The organism is Rhodococcus sp. USK13 (assembly GCF_018343855.1).
Lineage (GTDB): Bacteria > Actinomycetota > Actinomycetes > Mycobacteriales > Mycobacteriaceae > Rhodococcus_F > Rhodococcus_F oxybenzonivorans.
Genome location: NZ_CP069242.1, coordinates 1 through 25,692 on the forward strand (window position 1 = coordinate 1; position 25,692 = coordinate 25,692).

The following is a 25,692-nucleotide window of genomic DNA, read 5'->3' on the forward strand; positions in this document are numbered from 1 at the left end:
TGTTGTGGAATGCCGGAAGCCCCCCAACAGGTGTTGGGGGGCTTCCGGTAACGGATGTTCGGCGGTGTCCTACTCTCCCACACCCTGTCGAGTGCAGTACCATCGGCGCTGGAGGGCTTAGCTTCCGGGTTCGGAATGGGGCCGGGCGTTTCCCCTCCGCTATGGCCGCCGTAACTCTATGAAACTGTCACACACCCTTCATCCCTTGTCCGGTTTCCCCCTGGGGCCACGCACCCGGTGGGGTGCGGAACTTCGGGGGTTCCGTGAAGGAATCGGGTATCTGTGTGTTGTTTCAGATACTGCACAGTGGACGCGTAGCTTCTTTGTGGTAAGTCCTCGGCCTATTAGTACCAGTCACCTACACCCATTACTGGGCTTCCAGTTCTGGCCTATCAACCCGGTGGTCTGCCGGGGGCCTTACCCCCTCGAGGGGGTGAGAAACCTCATCTTGGAACAGGCTTCCCGCTTAGATGCTTTCAGCGGTTATCCCTTCCGAACGTAGCTAACCAGCGGTGCTCCTGGTGGAACAACTGGCACACCAGAGGTTCGTCCGTCCCGGTCCTCTCGTACTAGGGACAGCCTTCCTCAAGTTTCTAACGCGCGCGGCGGATAGAGACCGAACTGTCTCACGACGTTCTAAACCCAGCTCGCGTGCCGCTTTAATGGGCGAACAGCCCAACCCTTGGGACCTACTCCAGCCCCAGGATGCGACGAGCCGACATCGAGGTGCCAAACCATCCCGTCGATATGGACTCTTGGGGAAGATCAGCCTGTTATCCCCGGGGTACCTTTTATCCGTTGAGCGACACCGCTTCCACTTGCCGGTGCCGGATCACTAGTCCCGACTTTCGTCCCTGCTCGACTTGTCAGTCTCACAGTCAAGCTCCCTTGTGCACTTGCACTCGACACCTGATTGCCAACCAGGCTGAGGGAACCTTTGGGCGCCTCCGTTACATTTTGGGAGGCAACCGCCCCAGTTAAACTACCCACCAGGCACTGTCCCTGAACCAGATCATGGTCCGAGGTTAGAGGTCCAATACGATCAGAGTGGTATTTCAACAACGACTCCACACTCACTGGCGTGAGCGCTTCACAGTCTCCCACCTATCCTACACAAACCGAACCGAACACCAATACCAAGCTGTAGTGAAGGTCCCGGGGTCTTTTCGTCCTGCCGCGCGTAACGAGCATCTTTACTCGTAATGCAATTTCGCCGAGTCTATGGTTGAGACAGCTGAGAAGTCGTTACGCCATTCGTGCAGGTCGGAACTTACCCGACAAGGAATTTCGCTACCTTAGGATGGTTATAGTTACCACCGCCGTTTACTGGGGCTTAAATTCTCAGCTTCGCCACCGAAATGGCTAACCGGTCCTCTTAACCTTCCAGCACCGGGCAGGCGTCAGTCCGTATACATCGTCTTACGACTTCGCACGGACCTGTGTTTTTAGTAAACAGTCGCTTCTCACTGGTCTCTGCGGCCCCACCCAGCTCACACTGCAAGAGTGATCACCAGACGAGGCCCCCCTTCTCCCGAAGTTACGGGGGCATTTTGCCGAGTTCCTTAACCATAGTTATCTCGATCGCCTTAGTATTCTCTACCTGACCACCTGTGTCGGTTTGGGGTACGGGCCGTGTGAAAGCTCGCTAGAGGCTTTTCTCGGCAGCATAGGATCACTGAATTCGCCTCATTCGGCTATGCGTCACCTCTCAGGATATGTGTGACCCGGATTTGCCTAGGTCACTCCCTACAGGCTTACACCAGTATTACCACTGACTGGCTCAGCTACCTTCCTGCGTCACCCCATCGCTTGGCTACTACCAGATCAGGTCCCACGCATCCGCCACCTGCGAACCCGAAGGTTCACACGCGGTTTCAGGGTGGTTAGTATCACTGATTCACCAGGGGCGCGTTCACACGGGTACGGGAATATCAACCCGTTGTCCATCGGCTACGCCTGTCGGCCTCGTCTTAGGTCCCGACTCACCCTGGGCGGATTAACCTGGCCCAGGAACCCTTGGTCATTCGGCGGACGAGTTTCTCACTCGTCTTTCGCTACTCATGCCTGCATTCTCACTCGTGTGGCCTCCACGGCTGGGTCACCCCGCCGCTTCCATGGCCACACGACGCTCCCCTACCCATCCACACCACTGCCCACCCTCCCGCAGGAAAATGGGGGTGCATTGTGTGAATGCCGCAGCTTCGGTGGTGTACTTGAGCCCCGCTACATTGTCGGCGCAGGATCACTTGACCAGTGAGCTATTACGCACTCTTTCAAGGGTGGCTGCTTCTAAGCCAACCTCCTGGTTGTCTTCGCGACCCCACATCCTTTTCCACTTAGTACACGCTTAGGGACCTTAGCTGGCGATCTGGGCTGTTTCCCTCTCGACTACGAACCTTATCGCCCGCAGTCTCACTGCCGCGCTCTCACTCACCGGCATTCGGAGTTTGGCTGATTTCGGTAAGCTTGTGGGCCCCCTAGACCATCCAGTAGCTCTACCTCCGGTGAGAAACACGCGACGCTGCACCTAAATGCATTTCGGGGAGAACCAGCTATCACGGAGTTTGATTGGCCTTTCACCCCTACCCACAACTCATCCCCTCAGTTTTCAACCTAAGTGGGTTCGGTCCTCCACGACGTCTTACCGTCGCTTCAACCTGGCCATGGGTAGATCACTCCGCTTCGGGTCTAGAACATGCCACTATGAACGCCCTATTCGGACTCGCTTTCGCTACGGCTACCCCACACGGGTTAACCTCGCGACATGCCACTAACTCGCAGGCTCATTCTTCAAAAGGCACGCCATCACCCCCAACACCGAAGTGTTCGAAGGCTTTGACGGATTGTAAGCGCACGGTTTCAGGTACTATTTCACTCCCCTCCCGGGGTACTTTTCACCTTTCCCTCACGGTACTAGTCCGCTATCGGTCACCAGGGAGTATTCAGGCTTATCGGGTGGTCCCGACAGATTCACACCAGATTTCACGGGCCCGGTGCTACTTGGGTTTCCATCACGACAGTCACAATGTTTTCGTGTACGGGATTCTCACCCTCTACGACAGGCCGTTCCAGACCACTTCCACTAACACCATGATTTCTTACTGTCGGCCAACACGGCAGCATTGACAAGATGAACCCCACAACCCCACGAATGCAACGCCTGCCGGCTATCACACATCCATGGTTTAGCCTCTTCCGCTTTCGCTCGCCACTACTCACGGAATCACTATTGTTTTCTCTTCCTGTGGGTACTGAGATGTTTCACTTCCCCACGTTCCCTCCACACACCCTATATATTCAGATGCGGGTAACACGACATCACTCGTGCTGGGTTTCCCCATTCGGACATCCTCGGATCTCAGCTCGGTTGACAGCTCCCCGAGGCTTATCGCAGCCTCCTACGTCCTTCATCGGCTCCTGGTGCCAAGGCATCCACCGTACGCTCTTCATTACTTACAACAAAGATGCTCGCGTCCACTGTGCAGTTCTCAAACAACACACAACCAAACACCCAACGCAGACACCAGACCAGACGAATCCACCCCCAAAAAAAGGGGCACACCCACCTGCGGTTTGACCTGCAGTGCTTGCCTGTCGTCACTTTCCTGAAAGAAAAAACACTCACGTGTTCTCTCAGGACCCAACAGTATGTCGATATAATTCGCTCTCCCACCAACACACAGGCCGGCAGTTGAGAACCAATACTTGTCAGCGATCCACCCATGAGCAACCACCGGATGACATACGCATCCGAAATGGCCTCTGCCAGACCATCATCCACTGACTGTTCAGCGGTACATGACTGGAGATGCTCCTTAGAAAGGAGGTGATCCAGCCGCACCTTCCGGTACGGCTACCTTGTTACGACTTCGTCCCAATCGCCGATCCCACCTTCGACGGCTCCCTCCCACAAGGGGTTAGGCCACCGGCTTCGGGTGTTACCGACTTTCATGACGTGACGGGCGGTGTGTACAAGGCCCGGGAACGTATTCACCGCAGCGTTGCTGATCTGCGATTACTAGCGACTCCGACTTCACGGGGTCGAGTTGCAGACCCCGATCCGAACTGAGACCAGCTTTAAGGGATTCGCTCCACCTCACGGTCTCGCAGCCCTCTGTACTGGCCATTGTAGCATGTGTGAAGCCCTGGACATAAGGGGCATGATGACTTGACGTCGTCCCCACCTTCCTCCGAGTTGACCCCGGCAGTCTCTTACGAGTCCCCACCATTACGTGCTGGCAACATAAGACAAGGGTTGCGCTCGTTGCGGGACTTAACCCAACATCTCACGACACGAGCTGACGACAGCCATGCACCACCTGTATACCGACCACAAGGGGGGCCGTATCTCTACGGCTTTCCGGTATATGTCAAACCCAGGTAAGGTTCTTCGCGTTGCATCGAATTAATCCACATGCTCCGCCGCTTGTGCGGGCCCCCGTCAATTCCTTTGAGTTTTAGCCTTGCGGCCGTACTCCCCAGGCGGGGCGCTTAATGCGTTAGCTACGGCACAGATTCCGTGGAAGGAACCCACACCTAGCGCCCACCGTTTACGGCGTGGACTACCAGGGTATCTAATCCTGTTCGCTACCCACGCTTTCGTTCCTCAGCGTCAGTTACTGCCCAGAGACCCGCCTTCGCCACCGGTGTTCCTCCTGATATCTGCGCATTTCACCGCTACACCAGGAATTCCAGTCTCCCCTGCAGTACTCAAGTCTGCCCGTATCGCCTGCAAGCTCACAGTTGAGCTGTGAGTTTTCACAAACGACGCGACAAACCGCCTACGAACTCTTTACGCCCAGTAATTCCGGACAACGCTTGCACCCTACGTATTACCGCGGCTGCTGGCACGTAGTTAGCCGGTGCTTCTTCTGCAGGTACCGTCACTTTCGCTTCGTCCCTGCTGAAAGAGGTTTACAACCCGAAGGCCTTCATCCCTCACGCGGCGTCGCTGCATCAGGCTTTCGCCCATTGTGCAATATTCCCCACTGCTGCCTCCCGTAGGAGTCTGGGCCGTGTCTCAGTCCCAGTGTGGCCGGTCACCCTCTCAGGTCGGCTACCCGTCGTCGCCTTGGTAGGCCATTACCCCACCAACAAGCTGATAGGCCGCGGGCCCATCCTGCACCAGTAAACCTTTCCACCCCCAGCCATGCAGCCGAAGGTCGTATCCGGTATTAGACCCAGTTTCCCGGGCTTATCCCGAAGTGCAGGGCAGATCACCCACGTGTTACTCACCCGTTCGCCGCTCGTGTACCCCGAAGGGCCTTACCGCTCGACTTGCATGTGTTAAGCACGCCGCCAGCGTTCGTCCTGAGCCAGGATCAAACTCTCCGTTGAAGACTCTAGAAAGAGGCGAACCCCAATCAGTCATAGACATCGAGTCAAATCACTAGCGATCAAAAACTCAAACTAGCTCAATCACACTGACCCCCCCTCCGACGGAAGAAGGAGAAAGAGCCAGCAAATACCCACACCACTCACAACCAAACCCAAAGGCCCAGCCGATCATCCGTGATGCGGAGTACCAAAAACATTTGGCACTGACATTCATCGACACACTGTTGAGTTCTCAAAGAACACGCACACACCATCACCACCAGCACACTCGCTAGCCGCTCCGGGGCAACCGCTCCAGCCTAACTCCTGCCACCTCCCGATGCAAACGGGAACCTCCAGGACATCTCGAACACACCAATCGAAATCAGCATCTTCGGGAAGTTCAGGCGCCTTCGTCCAACCTCGTGTCTCCGGCCCTTGCAGGCAGGTCGGTGTCCGTGTCGCTCTGACTTCGAATAAGTTACGCGACGAACACCCGCTACGCCAAATTGCCTGGTCAGGCTGCTGGAGCGCCTTCTTACGGAACCCAGTACTTCGCGGCGAGTTCCTCGATGACCACATCGCCGTCGGCTGCCTGCTCCAGCGCGGCAAGATCCGCATCGATCGACACCAGCCGGGGATCGTCACCTTCCGCCTCCTGGACCGGGTGGCCCCCGTCTTCGGCGAGCTGGCGGAGCAACTTCTCCCGGACCCGGTCCTTCAGCGAATCACTCATACACGAATCATGACCGTGGGACGGAGGGTTGTCGAGAGCAGCGCCCGGTCACTCTTCGGCGTCGTCGGGTGCCTTCACGTTGTCGCTCTTACCGAAGACTCGGAGCGCTGTCGGAATGAGCACGATCAATGCTCCGAGGATCGCAATCAACGAGAAAACCTGCATTGCCATCTGTGAACCGACTCTCTGTTTCATGCCGGCGGCGACCGTCGTCAAGCCGGCGCCAGCCAGCTTCCCCAAGATGTATTCCTCGTGACCGTAAACGCCGCGAGAGTGATCAGCACACCCACCATCACATATGGACGGATGACGATCGATCGAGCTCGCGCTCCCGCCCAGCGACGCTGCGCCCACCGCACCCACAGGTACACCGAGACAGCGAGCAACGGAACGATCAAGGCGTTGCTCGACAACGCGGCCCCGATGTCCAGATCGGTGAGGTCGTGGACAGCCCGAAGGCCCCCGCAGGCCGGACACCACCAGCCCGTCAATGCGTACACGGGGCAGAAGCCGTACGCACCCGACTGATGTGGATCGCGAAAGTGCAGGAGAGCGACGGCGGCGGCCGCCCCTGCAGCAACCGTCGCCGGCGCACCGAGCGCACGTAGACCCGCCACCTGTGAGGTACGGGCCCGATTCTCCATGTCCACGCTTCCAGTCTTCCGGATCTTTCCCCGCCGTGGCGGGTCTGGACTGCGAACGACACAGATCCCCGTCCTCGACGTGTCGGATCCGAATACGACTCTGGCCCTCCCCGAGGAATCGGGAAGGGCCAGAGAACCGCTGAGCTGCCTGAGAGAATCGAACTCTCGACCTTTTCATTACGAGTGAAATGCTCTACCGACTGAGCTAAGGCAGCGGTGCCTTTCGGCGGTGGCGAGTCTAGCGCCTCAACCCCGAGTATGCGAAAACGGCTCCCTGAACGCGTCGCCGAGGCTGGCCACCATGGCGTCGACAGCCCACTGTGGTTTGACGTTGACAGCGATCGCCTCACGGCATTCGAGTACCGCTTCGATGCACTTCAGCAGGCCTTCCGGCGAGGTTCTCGACGCGAGTTCCGCAGCTCGGTCGGCCATGTCGGGATGGTTTGCTGCGGCTGCCGATCCCCACGTGGCGGCGAGGGCGTCGCGGTAGAGACCCGCGAGATCGATGAGAGCGCGATCCAGCGCATCACGACCCGTGCGGGTAGCCCTCGACTTCTGCCGCTTCTCCAGATCCTTGAGTACACCGGCCGATCCTCGGATGGCCCCGGCAGCGCCCTTGCCGGTGCCTCCTGCACCGAGGGCAGTGCGCAACTCTTCCGTCTCCTGCTCGTCTCGAGCCGCACTCATCTCTTTTGCTTCGGCATCGGCTGAGCGCACCAACTCCTCGGCAGCCGCGAACGCAGTCGCGGGTCGCAATGCCGCGACCGCAAGGTCCAGGGCTTCCTTGCGACGAATGCGGGAATTCAAGTCGGTCGCCAGTCGCCGTGCCCTCCCGACATGACCGCCACTGATCGACGCGGCAAGGCGCGCCTCTTCGGGCTCCACACCATCCCTCTCGCGCAGAACCTGAGCGATCGCGTCCGCCGACGGAGTGACGAGGGCGACGTGCCGGCAGCGCGACCGCAGGGTCACCGAGATGTCTTGGGGATCGACGGAAGGAGCGCACAGCAAGAACACGGTGCGATCCGGCGGCTCCTCGACAACCTTGAGGAGAGCGTTGGCCGCGCCCTCGGTGAGACGGTCTGCGTCCTCCACAACGACGATCTGCCAGCGACCGGTACTGGGCCTGCGGGAGGCCGTCTGCACGATGGCCCGCATCTCCCTCACGCTGATGCTCAGTCCTTCTGGAACCACCCGCCGCACATCACCGTGGGTGCCTGCCATTGCAGTGGTGCAGGAGTGGCACGCACCGCAGCCAGGGACGCCGTCACTGGTGCATTGCAAGGCCGCAGCGAAGCACTGTGCGGCCACCGACCTGCCCGAGCCTGGGGGGCCCGTGAAAAGCCACGAATGCGTCATCGACGACCCCATTGAGCCGAGTCCGAGACGGGCCGCCGTAGCAGCGGCCGTCAGTTCGGCCTCGACGTCTGCCTGGCCCACCAACCGGTCGAATACGGTCACGACGTCAGACTATCCCGCACCTGCGACACCCCCGACGCCCCGCCGTACCGGCTCACGCCTTCTTGTCCGCAGCCTTCTTCGCAGCAGCCTTCTTCGCCGGTGCCTTCTTGGCAGCAGTCTTCTTCGCCGCAGCCTTCTTGGCCGGTGCCTTCTTGGCGGGAGCCTTCTTCTTGACAGGTCCGCGCGCCCGACGCTCCGCCAGCAGTTCCGACGCCCGAGCGTCGGTGATGCTTTCCACTTCATCGCCCTTGCGAAGGCTGGCGTTGGTTTCGCCGTCCGTTACATACGGTCCGAACCGGCCGTCCTTGATCACCATCGGCTTCTCACTGACCGAGTCGACGCCCAGCTCCCGCAGGGGCGGCGTCGCCGATGCCTGCCGTCCGCGGCGCTTGGGCTCCGCGTAGATCTTCAAGGCCTCTTCCAGCGTGACCGTGAACATCTGGTCTTCGGTGGCGAGTGACCGCGAATCGGTGCCCTTCTTGAGGTAGGGACCGTATCGGCCGTTCTGGGCGGTGATCTCTTCCTTCGATTCGGGATCGATACCCACCACACGCGGCAACGACAGCAACTTCAGGGCGTCGTCGAGGGTGACAGTGGCCAAATCCATGGACTTGAGAAGCGAACCGGTTCTCGGCTTGGGGCCCGCTGTCTTCTTCGCCGCCTTCTTGGCAGGGGCTTTCTTCGCAGCCGTCTTGGTCTTGGTGGTGCCCTCGGCAGGCTCCGGCTCGATGACCGGCACCACGGCCGGTTCGGGCTCGGGTTCCGGCTCGGGAAGAATCTCCGTGACGTAAGGGCCGAACCGGCCCTCCTTCGCTACGATCTCGTGCCCGGTCAGTGGATCGACACCGAGCTTGCGACCCTCCTGGGGGGTCGAGAACAGCTTCTCGGCGTACTCGGGTGTCAGCTCGTCCGGCGGAAGGTCGTCGGGCAGGTTCGCCCGCTGCGAGATGAGGTCACCCTCGGGGTCGTCCGGGTTGCGAACCATCCGCTCGAGATAAGGACCGAAGCGTCCGACACGGACGTGAACTTCGCGGCCTTCGGCGTCGTCGAAGAGTCGGATGGAGTTGACCTCGCGGGCGTCGATCTCTTCGAGATTGACACCGACCATCTTCTTCAGGCCACCCTCGCGGGCGACGGAACCCTCGGCGCCGTGATCACCGCCGAAGTAGAAACTGCTCAGCCAGTTGCCGCGCTGTTCCCGGCCACCGGCGATTGCGTCGAGGTCGTCCTCCATCCCGGCGGTGAAGTCGAAGTCGACCAGCCGACCGAAGTGCATCTCGAGGAGACCGATGACGGCGAACGCGACCCAGGACGGCACCAACGCACTACCGCGCTTGTAGACGTATCCACGGTCGAGGATGGTCTTGATGATCGACGAATAGGTGGACGGGCGACCGATGCCCAGCTCTTCGAGGGTCTTGATCAGGCTCGCCTCGGTGTACCGGGCCGGTGGATTGGTGGTGTGACCGTCCGGATCGAGTTTGGTCGCGGTAACCGCCTGGCCCTCGACGAGCACCGGCAGGCGCGACTCGGCGTCGTCGGACTGGCCGCCGGCTTCTTCGTCGACACTTTCGACGTATGCCTTCAGGAAGCCGGCGAACGTGATGGTGCGGCCCGACGCGGAGAACGTGCATTCTTCGCCCGTACCTGCCGTACCCGAGATCCGCAGGGTGAGCGTGGTGCCGCGGGCATCGGCCATCTGGGACGCCACGGTGCGCTGCCAGATCAATTCGTAGAGCCGGAACTCGTCGGTGTCGAGCCGTGAGTGCAGCTGCCCCGGAGTCTGGAAGACGTCACCCGCAGGACGGATCGCCTCGTGCGCTTCCTGGGCGTTCTTCACCTTGCGGGTGTACTGGCGCGGCGACGCGTGAACGTACTCTGCGCCGTACAACTCGGTGGCCTGCGCGCGCGCTGCGGCGATGGCCGATGCAGACAACGTCGTCGAGTCGGTACGCATGTAGGTGATGTAGCCGTTTTCGTACAACCGCTGGGCGATGCGCATCGTCCGCTCCGACGTGAATCGGAGCTTGCGTCCCGCTTCCTGCTGGAGCGTCGACGTCATGAATGGTGGGTAGGGCTTGCGCGTGTACGGCTTGCTCTCCGCGGACGACACGGTGAGGTCGACACCGGCGAGGGATTCGGCGAGCCTCTGTGCGCGGGCCTCGTCGAGAACCGTGACCGTGCCGGTCTTCAGCTGGCCGTCCGAGCCGAAATCGCGACCCGACGCGACCCGTGAACCGTCGACACTCACCAGACGTGCCCCGAAGCTGCGCGGGCTCGCGTCGGCGCCTGCGTCGAGGGTGGCCGAGATGTCCCAGTAGGACGCGGACCGGAATGCCATCCGCTCGCGTTCACGCTGAACGATGACACGGGTGGCGACGGACTGCACTCGGCCCGCCGACAACTTCGGCATGACCTTCTTCCACAGGACCGGACTGACCTCGTAACCGTAGAGACGGTCGAGGATGCGCCGAGTTTCCTGGGCGTCCACCAGGTCGGTGTCGAGTTCCCGGGTGTCGTCGGCAGCCGCTCGGATGGCCGGCTCGGTGATCTCGTGGAAGACCATCCGCCGAACCGGAATCTTCGGCTTGAGAGTTTCGAGCAGGTGCCAGGCGATGGCCTCGCCCTCACGGTCGGGGTCGGTGGCGAGGAATAGTTCGTCGGCGTCCTTGAGGAGGCCCTTCAGTTCCGTGACCTTGGACTTCTTCTCTGGACTGACCACGTACAGCGGCTCGAAATCATGATCGACGTCGACACCGAGTCGGGCCCACGGCTCGCCTTTGTACTTGGCCGGAACGTCGGCGGCCCCGCGAGGAAGGTCACGAATGTGCCCCACCGATGCCTCGACGACGTAGTTCTTTCCGAGGTACGGAGCTATCTTGCGGGCCTTGGTCGGCGACTCGACGATCACGAGGCGGCGAGGCTGGCCGGACGCTCCCGCCGCATCCTGTGCACTGCCGTTGTCACCTTTTGCCACCTGTTGCCCGAGCCTTCCTGAAGTCGATCGCTGCCACCCGATAGTTGTGCAGACAAACCGTTTATACCGGGTTCGCCTATTACTAGAGTGACATACCCGCGACCCGTCCTCGCAGATCAGTACTGCCTACCCGGTCCTACACGTGGGGCCAACCGGTACGATCGTCCATATTTGCGGGTGCTTCGCCGATACTCTCGACCAGTCTGCCGAGCCTACGCCGACCCGATATTCGGAGGCCGGGACCCGACCCGCGCGTGCCGATCAACGTCGGCGCCATACCCGCCCTCATCAAGGCCTGAGCCAGTGGCGCGTGGGTGTCCGGGGCGTGCGGATCGAGTCCGAGAACGAAGCGTTCCCCGTCCGCTTCGCCGTGGCCCGCAGCCAGAGCCCAGAACCGCAGCTGCCTCCCGGACGGCACCCAGCCCGGCGGCACCGCCTTCACCGCGCCCCTCGTCCACTGCTCCGCGAGGGGCCGCACGTCGACTACCGAAGCGGTGCGCACGAGCGGGCTGCCCTCGTCGCTCCGGGTGATCTCGGCTTCCAGCCCCGCCTCCGCGATCATCTCGGCGATTCCTTCCGCCCGCCACAGCGCATCCACCACTATGGAAATCCGCGCGCGGCCGCCGCCGGAGACCACCTGGCCCGACGCTGCGAGAAGCCCACCCAGATCCGCAACCGCCGGTGGAAGTGCCTCTGAAGAGAAGAAGGAGAGCTGACTCATCGACGTACCCCCTTCTGCCACGTCACTGTGGCCGCCAGCATGGAAAAACGAATCGTCCCCCACCGCCTCGGGCGATGGGGGACGATTCGGACGGAATCGCGAGATCCCGCCTATCTGATTTTCGTGTCCACGGAATGGACGGCAGAATCAGACTGCGCGAACGCCGGTTGCCTGGGGGCCCTTGGTGCCCTGGCCGACCTCGAACTCCACGCGCTGGTTCTCCTCGAGAGTGCGGAAACCGCTGCCCTGGATCTCGGAGTAGTGAACGAAGACGTCAGCGGAGCCGTCCTCGGGTGCGATGAAGCCGAAGCCCTTTTCCGCGTTGAACCACTTCACAGTGCCCTGTGCCATGCTTTTCCTTCTCTTTCTAACCACCGGATTCGGCGGACAGCACGTACAGTCCGCCGGGCCGGTTCCGACCGCTGTACTTCTTGATTTCCCCCTCAGGAAAAGCAGAGCACCGCGTTCGCAACATCGATCCTGCGAACGCTCACTCTTTCAAGCCCACGAACACAGAAGCTGCGACCAAGATGTAGTCAACCATGAACTCCGCGAACGCAACAGTCGAAAACGGAACAATTCACACAAAATGTTGATCTTGTAGCGAACAGCCGCGAATCGACGCATCCGGTCGGCACGTGCCGTACCCCCGGAAACATCCTGAAGAGTCGACTCGCTATCATCATATATGCAGGTCGTGGCGGTGTAGAAGCTCCTCGCCCCGCTCCATCGACAGCCCGGAGAGATCAGTGAGCACACCGTTTTCGCCCCGTGACGACAGTGGAAATACTGGCGAAACATACGGTCGCGAGTTGCTCGACAGGGTGCTCGACGGCGTCCCGCCGAACGAAACGCCATTGACATTTGCCGCCGAAATGCCTGCTCGGACGTCGGCACTGACGGATTGGCCCACGTGGGCGCACCCCTCGGTCGTCTCGGCCCTCCAGCAGAACGGGATCGCCCGCCCGTGGAGCCATCAAGCGGCTGCCGCCGATTTTGCCCACCAGGGCACGAACGTGGTGGTGTCGACCGGAACGGCATCGGGAAAGTCGCTCGCCTACCAGCTACCGGTACTCACCACTCTGGCAATGGATCCGCGGGCGACCGCCCTCTACCTGTCACCGACCAAAGCCCTGGGCGCAGACCAGTTGCGGGCGGTGACCTCGATCATCGACGCTACGGACGACCTTCGGGGCGCTTGCCCTTGCATGTTCGACGGTGACACCCCGTCGGAGGTGCGTCAGTGGGCGCGCGAGAACTCACGGTGGCTCTTCACCAACCCCGATATGCTGCACATCTCCCTTCTCCGGACCCATCAACGGTGGTCGCACTTCTTCCGCAATCTGGCGTTTGTCGTAATCGACGAATGCCACTCCTACCGTGGTGTCTTCGGCTCCAATGTGGCTCTCGTCCTGCGCCGACTCCGACGCATCGCGGCGCGATACGGGGCCGACCCTGTCTTCGTCCTCGCCTCCGCCACCACAGCGGAACCCGGCTCCGCCGCGTCCCGCCTCATCGGGGCCCCGTGCGCCGAGATAGTGGACGACGGGTCGCCCCACGGCCCGCGGACCATCGCCCTCTGGGAGCCACCCCTCATGCGGGAGGTGACGGGAGAGAACGGGAGTCCGGTCCGCAGGCCTGCAGGTTCGGAGGCCGCACGCATCATGGCCACCCTGATGACCGAGGGGGCACGTACTCTCACCTTCGTCCGTTCGCGGCGCGGCGCCGAGCTGACTGCCATGGCCACCAAACGCCTACTCGCGGAGGTCGATCCCGACCTTGCCACACGGGTCGCGTCGTACCGCGCCGGCTACCTGGCCGAAGACAGACGCGCGCTCGAGGCTGCCCTCGCCGACGGCACGCTGCTCGGTGCGGCAACGACAAACGCGCTCGAACTCGGAGTCGACATCGCCGGACTCGACGCCGTGGTGGTGGCGGGATTTCCCGGGACGGTCGCCTCGTTCTGGCAGCAGGGAGGCCGCTCCGGCCGGCGCGGTGAAGGATCGCTCGTCGTCCTGGTAGCCCGCGACGATCCGCTGGACACCTACCTCGTGCACCACCCGTCCGCACTCTTGGACAAGCCGGTGGAGGCCACCGTCACCGACCCGTCCAATCCGTACGTCCTCGGTCCACAATTGCTGTGCGCAGCAATGGAGTTGCCGCTTTCCGATGCCGAAGCGGAAAAATTCGGCGGTCTCGACGTCCTCGCAAAGCTGTCCGAACAGGGCTTGATTCGCAGGCGCGCCCACGGCTGGTTCGTGACTGCGGGAACAAATCCGCATGGCGCACTGGATATCCGGGGTGGAATCGGTACACAAGTAGCAATAGTGGTGTCGGAAACCGGACGTCTGCTGGGAACCGTCGACACCGGTCGCGCCCCGGCGACCGTCCATCCCGGCGCCGTACACATCCATCAGGGGGAGTCGTATGTCATCGACGAACTCGATCTCGATCAAGGTCTTGCCCTGGTTCACGCCGAGGACCCCGATTGGACGACCTCGGCCCGGGAAACCACCGAGATCACCGTGACGGCTGTGCTGGAGCAGAAACTTTTCGGTGACGTCGAAGTGGCACTCGCCGAGGTAGAGGTAACGCACCAGGTGATCGGGTACCTGCGCAGACTGCCGTCCGGTGAAGTACTCGACTCGGTGGAGTTGGACATGCCGGAGCAGACCCTCTGCACCCGTGCCGTGATGTACACGATGACCCCGGAGCTGCTCTCCCGAGCCGGTGTCGCGGCCGAACGTGTGCCCGGATCCCTCCACGCCGCTGAGCACGCAGCCATCGGACTCCTACCCCTGGTCGCGGTGTGCGATCGCGGGGACGTCGGCGGCGTCTCGACGGCGTTGCATGCCGACACCGGCTTGCCCACCGTGTTCGTCTACGACGGACACGCCGGCGGTGCCGGATTCGCCGACCGGGGCCACGCCGAGCTCGCGCGGTGGCTGGGCGCGACCCGGGACGCGATCACTTCCTGCGAGTGCACCTCCGGTTGCCCTTCCTGTGTGTACTCACCGAAATGTGGAAACGGAAACGACCCCCTCGACAAGGACGGTGCTATCCGAGTCCTCGCGGCGGTGCTCGACGCGCTCGGATGAGCGGCCGTCTCATTCCGCAGGTCCGGCCCGAGCCACTGCCCGGGCATCTCGAATGCCCAGCGAGGACAGCAACATCGGGGCCGTGACCGTCACCACCACATCCCAGTCGTCGACTGTGCAGTCGACCACCTCGGCGTGCATCCGCTCCGCCACGGCCCGCGCCGCAGCACACGCGGACTCGCTGCCTCGGTCGAGTCCCACTCCGGCGGCCAGGGCCCCAAGATCCGCCGCGGACTGAGCCCGGTGCCGCACCGAGACCGCCGAACCGAGGTGCAGCAGAGTCGCCGTTATCACCACCAGCGCCGCGAGCCCGAAACATGCCAGCACTGTGGCGGAACCACACTCGTCGCGAGCATTCATCGCCCACCCCACCCTGCGGCGGTGGGCTCGCGTACCGCGACCGCTTCCGCCGAGATATGCACGAGCGGAAGGAGCGGACTGCGGGCGCGTACGGTGGCGACGACGAGATCCCCCTCCTCGCGCAACACCACGTCGGCGCCCTCAGGAGCCACCCTCGCCGCTGCGGACATCGCCGACTCCCGATCCCCGCGAGCAGCGAGACGAGCCGCTTCGCGGGCCGAGTCGACACAGCGAACATGGTGCGTCGCCGCCGTGATCACTCCGATGCACAGGACGACCACCACCACGATGGACGCGATCGCAATGGCCGCCTCCACCGTGACCGCCCCCGCATCCGAGCGCCGCAGCCCCCTCGACTGTGTCATCAGACCGTGGTACTCAGTGCTTTGTCGATGATATTCGTCAGCGCGGTCACAATGCTGTCACCGGTGACCACCGAATAGAGCACCGCACCGAACGCCGCCGCGGCGATCGTGCCGATTGCGTACTCGGCGGTCGACATCCCGTCCTCCTCGACCGCAAGCAGTGTCAGGCGAGCCGTCAGAGCGCGCATCGTGTTCACCATCATGTTTCCCCCTTGTTGTACCGGCGCAGTGGATCTGCACCGGGAGTGTGAAGTCAGAGCAGTCCACCATCGAGAACCCGGGAGGCGAGACCGACGACGACGGGAATGATCCCGAGGCAGATGAAGGCAGGCAGGAAACACAGACCCAGGGGACCGCTGATCAGCACACCGGCGCGTTCGGCCGAAGCCGCCGCCGAATCCTCGACCTGGGAGCGACTTTCTGTTGCCAACTCGGTCATCGAGCCTGCCAACGACGATCCTGACCTGGCCGAGCGACGAGCCATTCGGGCAAGTGATTCGGTGGCCGGATCCGACGCCGCCGACTCCCATGCGGTGGCCGCGTCCGCTCCCAGGGACAGTAGATCCGCCGCTCGGCGCAACGACTCCGACAGCGGCGCTGGGGCCGTGAGCGACACCGCCTCGGCGGCGACCGCGACAGGGAGCCCCGAGCGTAGGCACGCGGCAAGCAAGTCGAAGGTGGCTGCGACGGCGAGCGGGTCCTCGCGCCGGTGTCGATCGTCGCCGTCGTTCTGCACGAGTGGGCCACGCTCGCCCTGCAGGCGCGCGCGTGAAGGCCGGCGACCCGGAAGGATGAGAAGTGCACCGGCCATGAGCGACAGCATGATCCAGGTCATTGTGTTACCTGCGCGGTGATGCGGTCGGTCCACAGCAGTCCCGCACACACCAAGCCCGTCCCCAGCACGGCCAGACCACCGCCCAGTCCGCCGCCGAGCAACACTTCGAGTGGCGAAGCACCCATCATGTGGCCGAGGCCGATGCCCAGGACCGGAAGAGCAGCCAGCACGCTCGCCGTTGCCCTCGCGCCCGCCAGCCCCGCCTCGGTGCGCCCACGAAATCGCCGTCGACCGAGCAGATCAGCGCGCGCCGCCTCGAGTAACTCGGCGAGCGCAAGACCGTGCTTCTCCGCGACGTCCCAGATGTCGGCAATGCGCGCCAGCTCCACTCCGACTCGGGAGTCGTTGATACGCAGTCCATCTGCTGCAGTACCCCCGAGACGCGCGCGTGCCGATGCGGACCGGAAGGCCACCGACACGACACCGGAACCCTCGTCTGCGGCCGTCTCACACGCCGTCGCAGGATGCGCACCGACGCGAAGTTCGGCAGTCACCACCTCGAGACTCGACAGGATCACACGCAGGTCGGCATCTCGCGCCCGAGCCGCTCGCCGCCGTGCATATCTGAAACGAACTGTGGCGCAAGCAATGATCGCCGCGAGTACGACGGCGACCCCGCCCAGTTCGTAGGAAACGGGAAGGACGAGGAGAGCAGCCGGAATCATGCCGGACACCCTGGCGCGCGTCCGGGGTGGCCGCCGCCCGACAACCGCGAGCAACCGAGTACGGGACAACGCCGAGGGCATCGCGAGGACAGCGCAGGCCAGCACCACGAGACTTGCGATCACGTCGCCACCACACGTTCGGCAGATTCTTCTCCGATGCGGCGGGCGCAGAGTTGCTGCAGGACCGCGGCGCCCGCGTCCGACCCGGTGCCGAAAGTCCAAGCCGGGACGATGGAGACGTATCCCCGGTCGTCACTGGTAACCACACCGATCTGCATCAGCTTCCGAGTTCCATTCGAGGACCGATGCACGTGCAAGATCACTTGGACCGCAGCGGCCAGCTGACTGTGCAGGGCGCTGCGGTCCATTCCGCCCAGCGCGGCGAGGGCTTCGAGCCGGGCGGGCACTTCCTCGGGCGAGTTGGCATGGACGGTTCCCGCACCGCCGTCGTGGCCGGTATTGAGAGCCGTGAGAAGGTCGACGACCTCCGCGCCGCGCACCTCCCCCACAACTATTCGATCAGGACGCATGCGCAGGGACTGGCGCACCAGATCCCGGACGGTCACCTCGCCGACTCCTTCGACGTTGGCCGCCCGCGCCACCAGCCGGACCACGTGCGGATGTCTGGGCGCCAGCTCGACGGCGTCTTCGACGCAGATGATGCGTTCGGCCGGATCGACGGCGCCGAGCAGCGCGGCGAGCAGCGTGGTCTTTCCGGCGCCCGTGCCCCCGGTGACCAGAAAGGCGAGCCGCGCGCGCATCACTGTTCCGAGCAGCGCGTGGGCTTCGTCGGTGAGCGCACCGCCCGAGAGCAGCGCGTCGAGGCCCTGAGTGGCCGGCCGCAGCACACGCAGCGACAGGCAGGTTCCACCGTGCGCCACAGGGGCGAGCACGGCGTGGAGCCGCACTCCGAACGAGCCATTGCCCACCCCGCGCAGGCGCCCGTCGACCCAGGGCTGCGCGTCGTCGAGCCGGCGACCGGCTGACAGGGCGAGGCGTTGAGCGAGTCTGCGTACCGCCGCCTCGTCGGCGAACCGTACGTCGGTGCGTTCGAGACCGCGACCCTGATCGACCCACACCTCCTCGGGAGCGGTGACGAGGACATCCGCGACGCCGGGACGCGTGAGCAGGGACTCGAGGGGACCGGCACCCGTCAGCTCGGTCATCAGCACGCGCAACGCACCGAGAAGATCCGTGTCACCCAGTACACCACCGGACTCGGTCCGGATGGCGGCAGCGACCGTTGCCGGGGTCGGCTCCCCCGAGGTGTGGGCGAGGCGTTCACGGACCCGGTCGAGGAGGTCGGGCGTGACGAGGGAACTCACGCCGCCCACTCCCGCGAACGCGGCCTCTCGGCCGCCGTGTCGAGGATCGCCGATGCTGCAGCGATGAGCGCTGAGCGCCGGCCGGGTTTCAAGCCGCCGTGTTCGAGCATTGCGGTGAGGGAGCGCTCGGCGCGCATGGACGCGATCAGGGGCAGTTCGAGCACCTCCGCCACATCCGCGCCCCGCAGACCTCCCGGCGCCGGGCCGCGCACCACGACACCCTGGTTCGGGTTTCGCTCGGCAATCCACTGCGCGACCTTGCCGGCAGCGATGCAGGCACGGACGGTCGCCGGCACGACGAGGACTACCAGATCTGCCAGTTCGAGGACCGTTTCGGTGACCGGTCCGGGAAATCTCGACGCGTCGCATACGACGAGATTCCCGGCGTACCGACTCGCCTCGATCACTGCGCGTGCCGCTGCCGGCGTGGGCCCCGAGCTTCCGTGGCCGCTGCGACTGCAGGACAGAACCCGTAAGTGCTCGCCGCGTGCGGGGAGCGCGTCTCGGAGTGCGTCGGACGAAATCCGTCCACCCTCGATCGACAGGCCCGACCACCTCAGGCCGGGAACGTCCTCGAGACCGAGGAGCACGTCCAGACCCGACCCCCACGCGTCGGTGTCCACCAGCAGTGTCGTTTCCGCTTGTGCACCGGTGGCGGCACACAGGGCTACCGCCGTTGCCATGGTGGACGTACCGGCACCACCGCAGCCTCCGACGACAGCGACGACGCTGCCGTCCGCCTCCGGCTTCTGAGGCTGCTCACCGAGCACCGTGACCAGAGTGGCTTCGTCCTCCGGTACCGCGAGGACGTGCTCCGCACCGATCGCGGTCGCGATCCGCCATTCGTCGATCCCCGGCGTTCCGTCACACAGCAACACCACCCGACGTCGGCGAGGGAGGCGGTGACACGCGATGGCGGCCCGGGTGTCGAGTACGACGAGGGGAGCACTCCCCCAGGTGTGGTGCGCATCGGCGACCTCGGCTTCGTCGATCCTGCGGTCCGCCGCGGCGGCGACCCGCCGAATGCTGTGCAGCAGTGCAGGGTCTTCGACCAGAACCAGCACTTCACCACCGATGTCTGTGTCCATGCAGTGAGCGTGCCCGGCCCGGCATACCCGCGAAAGGGGCACAGAGCGATCTGTGGACAACTTCGACCCTGTGGATAGAAATAGGTACGTTCGTACCATTTTGAGGGTATCGAGGAGGCCGAGGATCCGACCTACGTCTGCCGCGCAGAACCGCACCTGCCGCACACAGAGGACGACCCTCGCCAGGGGGGGAGGAGGCGAGGGTCGTCGGTGTTCAGCCCCGGGGGGTCGGGCTGAACATGTCCGAATCAAATCCGGACATCTTTGATAGTACACCTCCCTGGATGTGTATTTGCAAGTTCAACTGTCGAACGATTGTGCCGTGTCGCGCGAATCTTTCGAGGCCACTCGCGGTGGCGTCCGGAACACAGCTTCCCTCCCGAACAGCGCATATCCTGGCAGCTGTGACCGTGAAGCCACAGATAAGTGCAAAGACAGGTCGACACACCGAGACGGGTCGAGTGGCCGCATTTTTCGACCTCGACAAGACGATCATCGCCAAATCCAGCACCCTCGCGTTCAGCAGGCCGTTCTTCGACCAAGGTCTCATCAACCGGCGGTCCGTCCTGAAGAGCAGCTACGCCCAGTTCCTGTTCCTTCTGTCCGGGGCCGACCACGATCAGATGGAGCGCATGCGTGCCTACCTGACGAGCATGTGCACGGGGTGGAATGTGGAACAGGTCCGGGCCGTCGTCGCCGAGACACTGCACGACATCGTCGATCCCCTCGTGTTCGCCGAGGCCGCCGACCTCATGGCGGATCACAAGCTGCGGGGCCACGACGTGGTCGTGGTGTCGGCGTCGGGCGAGGAGGTGGTGACACCGATCGCCGAAGCGTTGGGAGCTACCCGCAGCATCGCCACGCGCATGGCCGTGAAGGAAGGGCTCTACACGGGCGAGGTGGAGTTCTACTGCTACGGCGAAGGAAAAGTGGAAGCCATCGTCGAACTGGCCGAGAAGAACGGCTACGACCTGTCGTCCTGTTACGCCTATTCCGACTCCGTCACCGACCTCCCCATGTTGACGGCGGTGGGGCACCCGACCGCTGTCAATCCCGACCGCGCCCTACGAAAAGTAGCGGCCGGAAACGGTTGGCCCATACTGACTTTCTCCAATCCGGTGTCCCTCCGAGCACGCCTCCAGTCCCCGTCGGCGACGACGGTCGCCACCACCGCAGCGGTCAGCATCGGCGCCCTCGTGGCCGGCGCGTTCACCTACGGAGTAATGCGCCGCAAGCGCTGACGGGTGACAACACCCGACACGGCCACAAACCGAATTTGACACTTGCTGTGAGGTGGGTCACGGGGTACAAAGGAGTTACGGAAGAACGGAAGGCCAAGATCGACCCGGAAGAGAAGGATCGATCTCCCGACCGAGATTCCCGGCACGGGCACTAGGTACCCACGCGGAGCACAAGCCACTATAAGGGCAGAAGCGTTGTGGGCCTGCGAGACTCGAGTTTCATCGGCAAGGACCCTGCACCGGTTGCAGGGACGACCCGACGATCGTCGAACTCTCGCCGAGGCCATCCACACAACCCACCGAGCACGCTTGGTAACCGGTAGTCCGCGCTGACGGGCGGCGAAGTCGACGAGAGTCGGCAGCGCCGCCCGTTTCGTGTGGCGCTCGGGTCAGGTCGCTGCCGCCTCGGCGATGGACATCGCCTCCCGCGCACCTGCCTCCAGCGCCCCACAGCACAGGATCACCCAGCTGCCGACCCCCTCCGCGGCACCGGATGCGAAGGCGCCGATCCCGTTGCGGTACGCCTGCTGGCGGCGAAACCAGCTCACTTCCGGCACACCGAGGTTGTGGGGGTCGAGGCCGCTGGACACGCACACCAACCGTGATGCCGCTCGGGCGACGACACCGTCGCCGACACCGAAGGGCTTCAACGCCAACAGTTCGCCGTGCACTACCGCGGCAAGGACCGGCGCCGGCGCCGTGGTCCCTCCGGTGACGAGTTGCGCGAGACCGTCCAACCGTTCTGCCACGCCGGCAGCCGGGCGGGGCCTGCCCAGTAGCTCCGGATCCTCCACGAGGTCTGCGGCGGCGAGGAGGTGAAGCCTCGCGAGCGCTTGCAGCGGAGCACGCTGCCACGTCGACTGCAGTAGACCAAGCGCATCCCCGTCGAGCGCCTGACCGACACGCAGTGCACCCGAAAGGATCGGATCCGCGACCTCGCCCGGCGCCGGCAGTTCCGTGCGCCCACCGTCGAGTGAGGCCGACGCGCGAGCAGCCCGGACGGCTGCCTCCGCCGCCGTGGTCGGCCAACCACGCCGGTTGGTCTTGTGGCGATGCACCTCCCCGAGCGCGTCGCGCGCACGGTCGGCGGCGTCGCGGACACCGGGAAGGTCGACGAGGGGTTGCAACGGGTCACTCACGCCTGAGAACGCTACCCGGCGCCGAGTCGTCCTCAGGCGCCGAGCCGGATCGATCCACCCGGGATGGCCGCGAGCAGTTTCCGCGTATAGGCCGCCTTGGGCGAGCGAAACACCTCGTCGGTAGTGGCCTTCTCTACGATGGCGCCCGCCGACATGACCACGACGTCGTCGGCGATCTGCCGCACCACCGCGAGATCGTGAGTGATGAACAGGTACGTCAACCCCAGTTCTGCCTGCAGGTCGTTGAGCAGGGTGAGGATCTGATCCTGCACCAGCACGTCCAGCGCCGACACCGCCTCGTCACACACCACCATCTCGGGTTGCAGCGCCAACGCGCGGGCGATCGCCACACGCTGGCGCTGCCCGCCGGAAAGCTCGTTCGGAAATCTCCGCATCACCGACGCAGGCAACGCGACCTTGTCCAGCAGGTCCCGTACCCGGGCCTCCCGCTCCTTGCGGGTACCCACCTTGTGCGTGCGCAGAGGTTCTTCGATGGTGCGGAAGATGGAGTACATCGGGTCGAGGGTGCCGTACGGATTCTGGAAGATGGGTTGTACGCGGCGCCGGAAAGCCAGCGTCTCCCTCCGGTCGAGCGTCGCGACATCCTTACCGTCGAAGACCACGTGCCCCGATGTCGGGGCCAACAGTCCGAGCACCATGTGCGCCACGGTCGACTTGCCCGACCCGGACTCACCGACGAGGGCGGTCGTCGTTCCCCGGCGGACCGCGAACGAGACGTCGTCGACGGCCTTGAACTCGGTGGATCTCCGTAAGCCGTGACGGATGGTGAAGACTTTGTTCAGTCGGGTCACCACCACCACATCATCGGTGACCTCACCGAACTCGCCCTCGAGCGCACCGTGCTGCTCCGCCTCACCGACCACCTCGAGTGCCTGATCCCGGATGTCGGCCCGCGCGAGCGAAGAGCTGCGTCGCTGGGAGGCCAGCGAGGGCGCTGCGGTGACGAGTTTCTGCGTATAGGGGTGTTGCGGGCGCTGCAGGATCTCGAGGGCAGGCCCGGATTCCACGACGCGGCCCTTGCTCATCACGACGAGATGCTCCGCCCGCTCGGCCGCGAGACCGAGGTCGTGGGTTATGAGGAGTACTGCCGTCCCCAGCTCGCTGGTGAGCCCGTCCAGGTGATCGAGTATCTGTCGCTGGACGGTGACGTCGAGGGCAGACGTCGGTTCGTCGGCGATGAGCAACTGCGGGCGGGCCGACAGTCCGATGGCGATGAGCGCCCGCTGTCGCATGCCACCCGAGAACTCGTGCGGATACTGCCCCAACCGGTCTTCGGCATCGGCGAGCCCGGCCTCTTCGAGGAGTTCGGCCGCGCGGATCCTCGCAGCCTTCCCCTGTGCGATCCCGTTGGCCGACAGTGCCTCCCGGATCTGGAACCCCACTTTCCACACGGGATTGAGGTTGGACATCGGGTCCTGCGGAACGAGGCCGATCTTCTGTCCACGCAAGGCGACGAAGTCTCGCTCCGGGGCACCCGCCAGGTCACGTCCTGCGAAGAGAATCTGGCCGCCGGTGACCTTCCCCGTACCGGGCAGCAGATCGATGACGGCGTGAGCAATCGTGGACTTTCCCGACCCCGACTCACCGACGATCGCCACCGTCTGCCCTGGATACACGGTGAGACTCACCCCCCGCACCGCCGGAACCGAACCCGAACGGGACGCGAACGTGACCTCCAGGTCTCGGATATCGAGCAGCGGCGCCTCGTCGGCCGTAGCAATCGGTCCGGTGGTTTCGTTCGGGGACATCACGCTCACCGCTTCCGCGCCCTGGGGTCGAGCGCGTCCCGGAGAGCGTCGCCCATCATGATGAAGCCGAGCACCGTAATCGCCAGCGCGGCAGCCGGGTAGAACAGAATCGCCGACCCTTGACGGAGTGTCACCTGCGCAGTGCTGATATCTCCGCCCCACGAGATTTCGGAGGACGGGAGGCCGATACCCAGGAACGACAGCGTGGCCTCGGCCACGATGTAGACACCCAGCGAGATGGTCGCGACCACAATGATCGGCGCCAGTGAATTCGGCAGGATATGACGTAGCAGCGTCCGGAAGTTCGAGACGCCGAGCGCCCTCGACGCCATGACATAGTCGTTGTTCTTGGCCGAGAGGACCGCCCCGCGAGCGATTCTCGCCATTTGGGGCCAGCCGAAGAGGGCGAGTACAACGATCAGCGTCCAGATAGTGCGATTCGCGAACAACTGCATGAGAACGATCGCAGCGAGAATGAGCGGGACACCGAAGAAGATGTCGGCTACCCGCGACAGCAACGAATCCGCCCAGCCTCCGTAATATCCGGCGAGGGAGCCGAACACGACGCCGATGAGTAAGACGATCGAGGTGACCCCCACGCCGACCAGCACCGACGCGCGGGCCCCGTAGATAGTGCGGGAATAGATGTCACATCCCTGCTTGTCGAAACCGAACCAGTGGCCGGAGGACGGGCCGCGCATGCTGAACGCGAGGTCGCAGAACCGTGGGTCGGTGCCGGTGAACAGGCTCGGGAAGGCGGCTACGGCGATGACGATGAGAATGATGACGGACGCGACCACGAACAGGGGACGTCGGCGCAGATCGCGCCAGGCATCCGACCACACACTCGCGGGCGGCTGATCGAGGGACACGGTGTCGGTCTCCCCCGGCGGCGCGACCTCCTCGGGAGCGACGAAGTGTGATTGGCGAATCTTCCGGTCTCCGGTCCGGGGCGACTCGTCGTTGACCACTTTCTCAGACATAACGGATCCTCGGATCGAGTGCGGCGTACAGGAGATCGACGATCAGGTTGGCCAGCAGGTAGATGACGATCAAGACGGTGACGAACGAAACGACCGTGGGCGCCTCGCCCCGGGTGACCGCCTGGTAGATCGTGCCGCCGACTCCGTTGATGTTGAAGATGCCCTCGGTGACGATCGCCCCACCCATCAAGGTGGCGAGGTCGGCACCCAGGAAGGTCACGACGGGGATGAGCGAGTTCCGCAGTACATGCACCTGCACGACTCTGCGCCGCGAAAGCCCCTTGGCGGTAGCTGTTCTCACGTAGTCGGCCGTCAGATTCTCGGCCACCGAGGTGCGGGTGAGCCGCAGCACGTACGCGAAAGACACCGACCCGAGGACGAAGGCCGGGAGCAGAAGATTGACGAAGCTGGTATTGCCCCCCACCGTCGGCGGTACCCATCCCCACTTCACCCCGATGAAGAACTGGGCAAGGAACCCGATAACGAAGATCGGGACCGCGATGATCACGAGGCTGACCAGCAACACGGTGCTGTCGAAGAGGCCGCCCTTGTGCAGTCCCGCAAACAGTCCGAAGCCGATCCCGAAGAGCCCTTCGATGGCCAGCGCCATCAGAGACAGCTTGATGGTGATCGGAAATGCCTGCGCCAGAACCTCGCTGACCGGACGACCCGAGAAGGATGTGCCGAAGTCGAGCGTGAAGATGCCTTCGAGATAGCGGAAGTACTGCATCAGAAACGGTTGATCGAGGTGGTACCGGGCGCGGAGCTGGGCTGTGACGGCGGGACTCAGCGCCTTGTCGCCGGCGAGCGCGGCGATCGGGTCACCGGGCAGGAGAAACACCATCGCGTAGATCAGGAAGGTCGACCCGAGGAACACAGGAATCATCTGGAGCACACGGCGGCCGATGTACCAGAGCATCGGGTCCCTTCCTCTCCGCAGGCCGGTGACGGCGGAAGCTCGCCCCACCC

The 25,692-nt window shown here is 63.7% G+C and carries 20 protein-coding genes, 1 tRNA gene and 3 rRNA genes; 2 read left to right on the forward strand and 22 right to left on the reverse strand.

Annotated features, from left to right (window positions below):
* Positions 1–56 precede the first annotated feature (56 nt).
* The 11 genes from rrf to JQT59_RS02755 form a co-directional block, all read right to left on the reverse strand.
* A 5S ribosomal RNA gene (gene rrf, locus JQT59_RS02710) occupies positions 57–173 on the reverse strand.
* A 151-nt stretch (positions 174–324) separates the two neighbouring features.
* Positions 325–3,459, reverse strand: a 23S ribosomal RNA gene (locus tag JQT59_RS02715).
* Between the two features lie 360 nt (positions 3,460–3,819).
* Positions 3,820–5,337: ribosomal RNA gene (locus JQT59_RS02720) — 16S ribosomal RNA — on the reverse strand.
* Together the 16S, 23S and 5S rRNA genes form the textbook arrangement of a ribosomal RNA operon.
* Before the next feature lie 517 nt (positions 5,338–5,854).
* Positions 5,855–6,052 (reverse strand): hypothetical protein, encoded by a 198-nt coding sequence (locus JQT59_RS02725; RefSeq protein ID WP_159918994.1) that lies wholly within the window; start codon positions 6,050–6,052, stop codon positions 5,855–5,857.
* Between the two features lie 48 nt (positions 6,053–6,100).
* Positions 6,101–6,223 (reverse strand): hypothetical protein, encoded by a 123-nt coding sequence (locus tag JQT59_RS37625; RefSeq protein WP_257792467.1) that lies wholly within the window; start codon positions 6,221–6,223, stop codon positions 6,101–6,103.
* A 41-nt stretch (positions 6,224–6,264) separates the two neighbouring features.
* On the reverse strand, positions 6,265–6,696 hold the full coding sequence (locus tag JQT59_RS02730) for a DUF2752 domain-containing protein (protein ID WP_213577378.1): 432 nt from the start codon (positions 6,694–6,696) through the stop codon (positions 6,265–6,267).
* 142 nt (positions 6,697–6,838) lie between these two features.
* A tRNA-Thr gene (locus JQT59_RS02735) sits at positions 6,839–6,911 on the reverse strand.
* A 31-nt stretch (positions 6,912–6,942) separates the two neighbouring features.
* A complete protein-coding gene (locus JQT59_RS02740) occupies positions 6,943–8,157 on the reverse strand; it encodes a DNA polymerase III subunit delta' (RefSeq protein ID WP_109326390.1) in 1,215 nt (404 codons plus the stop codon).
* A gap of 52 nt (positions 8,158–8,209) precedes the next feature.
* Entirely contained in the window at positions 8,210–11,134 is a 2,925-nt protein-coding gene (gene topA, locus JQT59_RS02745; protein WP_213574389.1) for a type I DNA topoisomerase, read from the reverse strand.
* A gap of 136 nt (positions 11,135–11,270) precedes the next feature.
* A complete protein-coding gene (locus tag JQT59_RS02750; protein ID WP_213574391.1) occupies positions 11,271–11,855 on the reverse strand; it encodes a hypothetical protein in 585 nt (194 codons plus the stop codon).
* A gap of 147 nt (positions 11,856–12,002) precedes the next feature.
* On the reverse strand, positions 12,003–12,206 hold the full coding sequence (locus JQT59_RS02755) for a cold-shock protein (RefSeq protein WP_005248460.1): 204 nt from the start codon (positions 12,204–12,206) through the stop codon (positions 12,003–12,005).
* 398 nt (positions 12,207–12,604) lie between these two features.
* Here JQT59_RS02755 and JQT59_RS02760 point away from each other — a divergent pair, with 398 nt between their 5' ends.
* Complete coding sequence (locus JQT59_RS02760; protein WP_213574393.1) at positions 12,605–14,953, forward strand: DEAD/DEAH box helicase; 2,349 nt, start codon at positions 12,605–12,607, stop codon at positions 14,951–14,953.
* 9 nt (positions 14,954–14,962) lie between these two features.
* On the opposite strand, the gene JQT59_RS02765 is transcribed toward JQT59_RS02760, so the two are convergent.
* From JQT59_RS02765 to ssd, 7 genes are read right to left on the reverse strand one after another with little or no spacing between them, the layout of a single operon-like run.
* Positions 14,963–15,313, reverse strand: a complete 351-nt coding sequence (locus JQT59_RS02765) for an Rv3654c family TadE-like protein (protein ID WP_213574395.1) — start codon at positions 15,311–15,313, stop codon at positions 14,963–14,965.
* On the reverse strand, positions 15,310–15,678 hold the full coding sequence (locus tag JQT59_RS02770) for a TadE family type IV pilus minor pilin (RefSeq protein WP_213574397.1): 369 nt from the start codon (positions 15,676–15,678) through the stop codon (positions 15,310–15,312). The genes JQT59_RS02765 and JQT59_RS02770 overlap by 4 nt, the downstream gene beginning before the upstream one ends.
* Positions 15,678–15,881 (reverse strand): DUF4244 domain-containing protein, encoded by a 204-nt coding sequence (locus tag JQT59_RS02775; RefSeq protein WP_213574399.1) that lies wholly within the window; start codon positions 15,879–15,881, stop codon positions 15,678–15,680. Before JQT59_RS02775 ends, JQT59_RS02770 begins: the two co-directional genes overlap by 1 nt.
* Positions 15,882–15,931: 50 nt before the next feature.
* A complete protein-coding gene (locus JQT59_RS02780) occupies positions 15,932–16,513 on the reverse strand; it encodes a type II secretion system F family protein (RefSeq protein ID WP_213574401.1) in 582 nt (193 codons plus the stop codon).
* Entirely contained in the window at positions 16,510–17,301 is a 792-nt protein-coding gene (locus JQT59_RS02785; protein ID WP_249354080.1) for a type II secretion system F family protein, read from the reverse strand. Before JQT59_RS02785 ends, JQT59_RS02780 begins: the two co-directional genes overlap by 4 nt.
* Positions 17,298–18,503, reverse strand: a complete 1,206-nt coding sequence (locus JQT59_RS02790; protein ID WP_502939772.1) for a TadA family conjugal transfer-associated ATPase — start codon at positions 18,501–18,503, stop codon at positions 17,298–17,300. Before JQT59_RS02790 ends, JQT59_RS02785 begins: the two co-directional genes overlap by 4 nt.
* Entirely contained in the window at positions 18,500–19,591 is a 1,092-nt protein-coding gene (gene ssd, locus JQT59_RS02795) for a septum site-determining protein Ssd (RefSeq protein WP_213574404.1), read from the reverse strand. The genes JQT59_RS02790 and ssd overlap by 4 nt, the downstream gene beginning before the upstream one ends.
* Before the next feature lie 404 nt (positions 19,592–19,995).
* On the opposite strand from ssd, the gene JQT59_RS02800 reads away from it, so the two are divergent.
* The gene (locus JQT59_RS02800; RefSeq protein WP_208962821.1) at positions 19,996–20,832 is read left to right on the forward strand and encodes an HAD family hydrolase; all 837 of its coding nucleotides are present in this window, start codon (positions 19,996–19,998) and stop codon (positions 20,830–20,832) included.
* Positions 20,833–21,221: 389 nt separating this feature from the next.
* On the opposite strand, the gene JQT59_RS02805 is transcribed toward JQT59_RS02800, so the two are convergent.
* From JQT59_RS02805 to JQT59_RS02820, 4 genes are read right to left on the reverse strand one after another with little or no spacing between them, the layout of a single operon-like run.
* Positions 21,222–21,971 (reverse strand): Fic family protein, encoded by a 750-nt coding sequence (locus JQT59_RS02805; protein ID WP_109326370.1) that lies wholly within the window; start codon positions 21,969–21,971, stop codon positions 21,222–21,224.
* A gap of 32 nt (positions 21,972–22,003) precedes the next feature.
* Positions 22,004–23,749 (reverse strand): ABC transporter ATP-binding protein, encoded by a 1,746-nt coding sequence (locus tag JQT59_RS02810; RefSeq protein ID WP_213574406.1) that lies wholly within the window; start codon positions 23,747–23,749, stop codon positions 22,004–22,006.
* On the reverse strand, positions 23,746–24,723 hold the full coding sequence (locus JQT59_RS02815) for an ABC transporter permease (RefSeq protein ID WP_213574408.1): 978 nt from the start codon (positions 24,721–24,723) through the stop codon (positions 23,746–23,748). Before JQT59_RS02815 ends, JQT59_RS02810 begins: the two co-directional genes overlap by 4 nt.
* A complete protein-coding gene (locus JQT59_RS02820) occupies positions 24,716–25,642 on the reverse strand; it encodes an ABC transporter permease (protein WP_213574410.1) in 927 nt (308 codons plus the stop codon). The genes JQT59_RS02815 and JQT59_RS02820 overlap by 8 nt, the downstream gene beginning before the upstream one ends.
* Between the last annotated feature and the right edge of the window lie 50 nt (positions 25,643–25,692).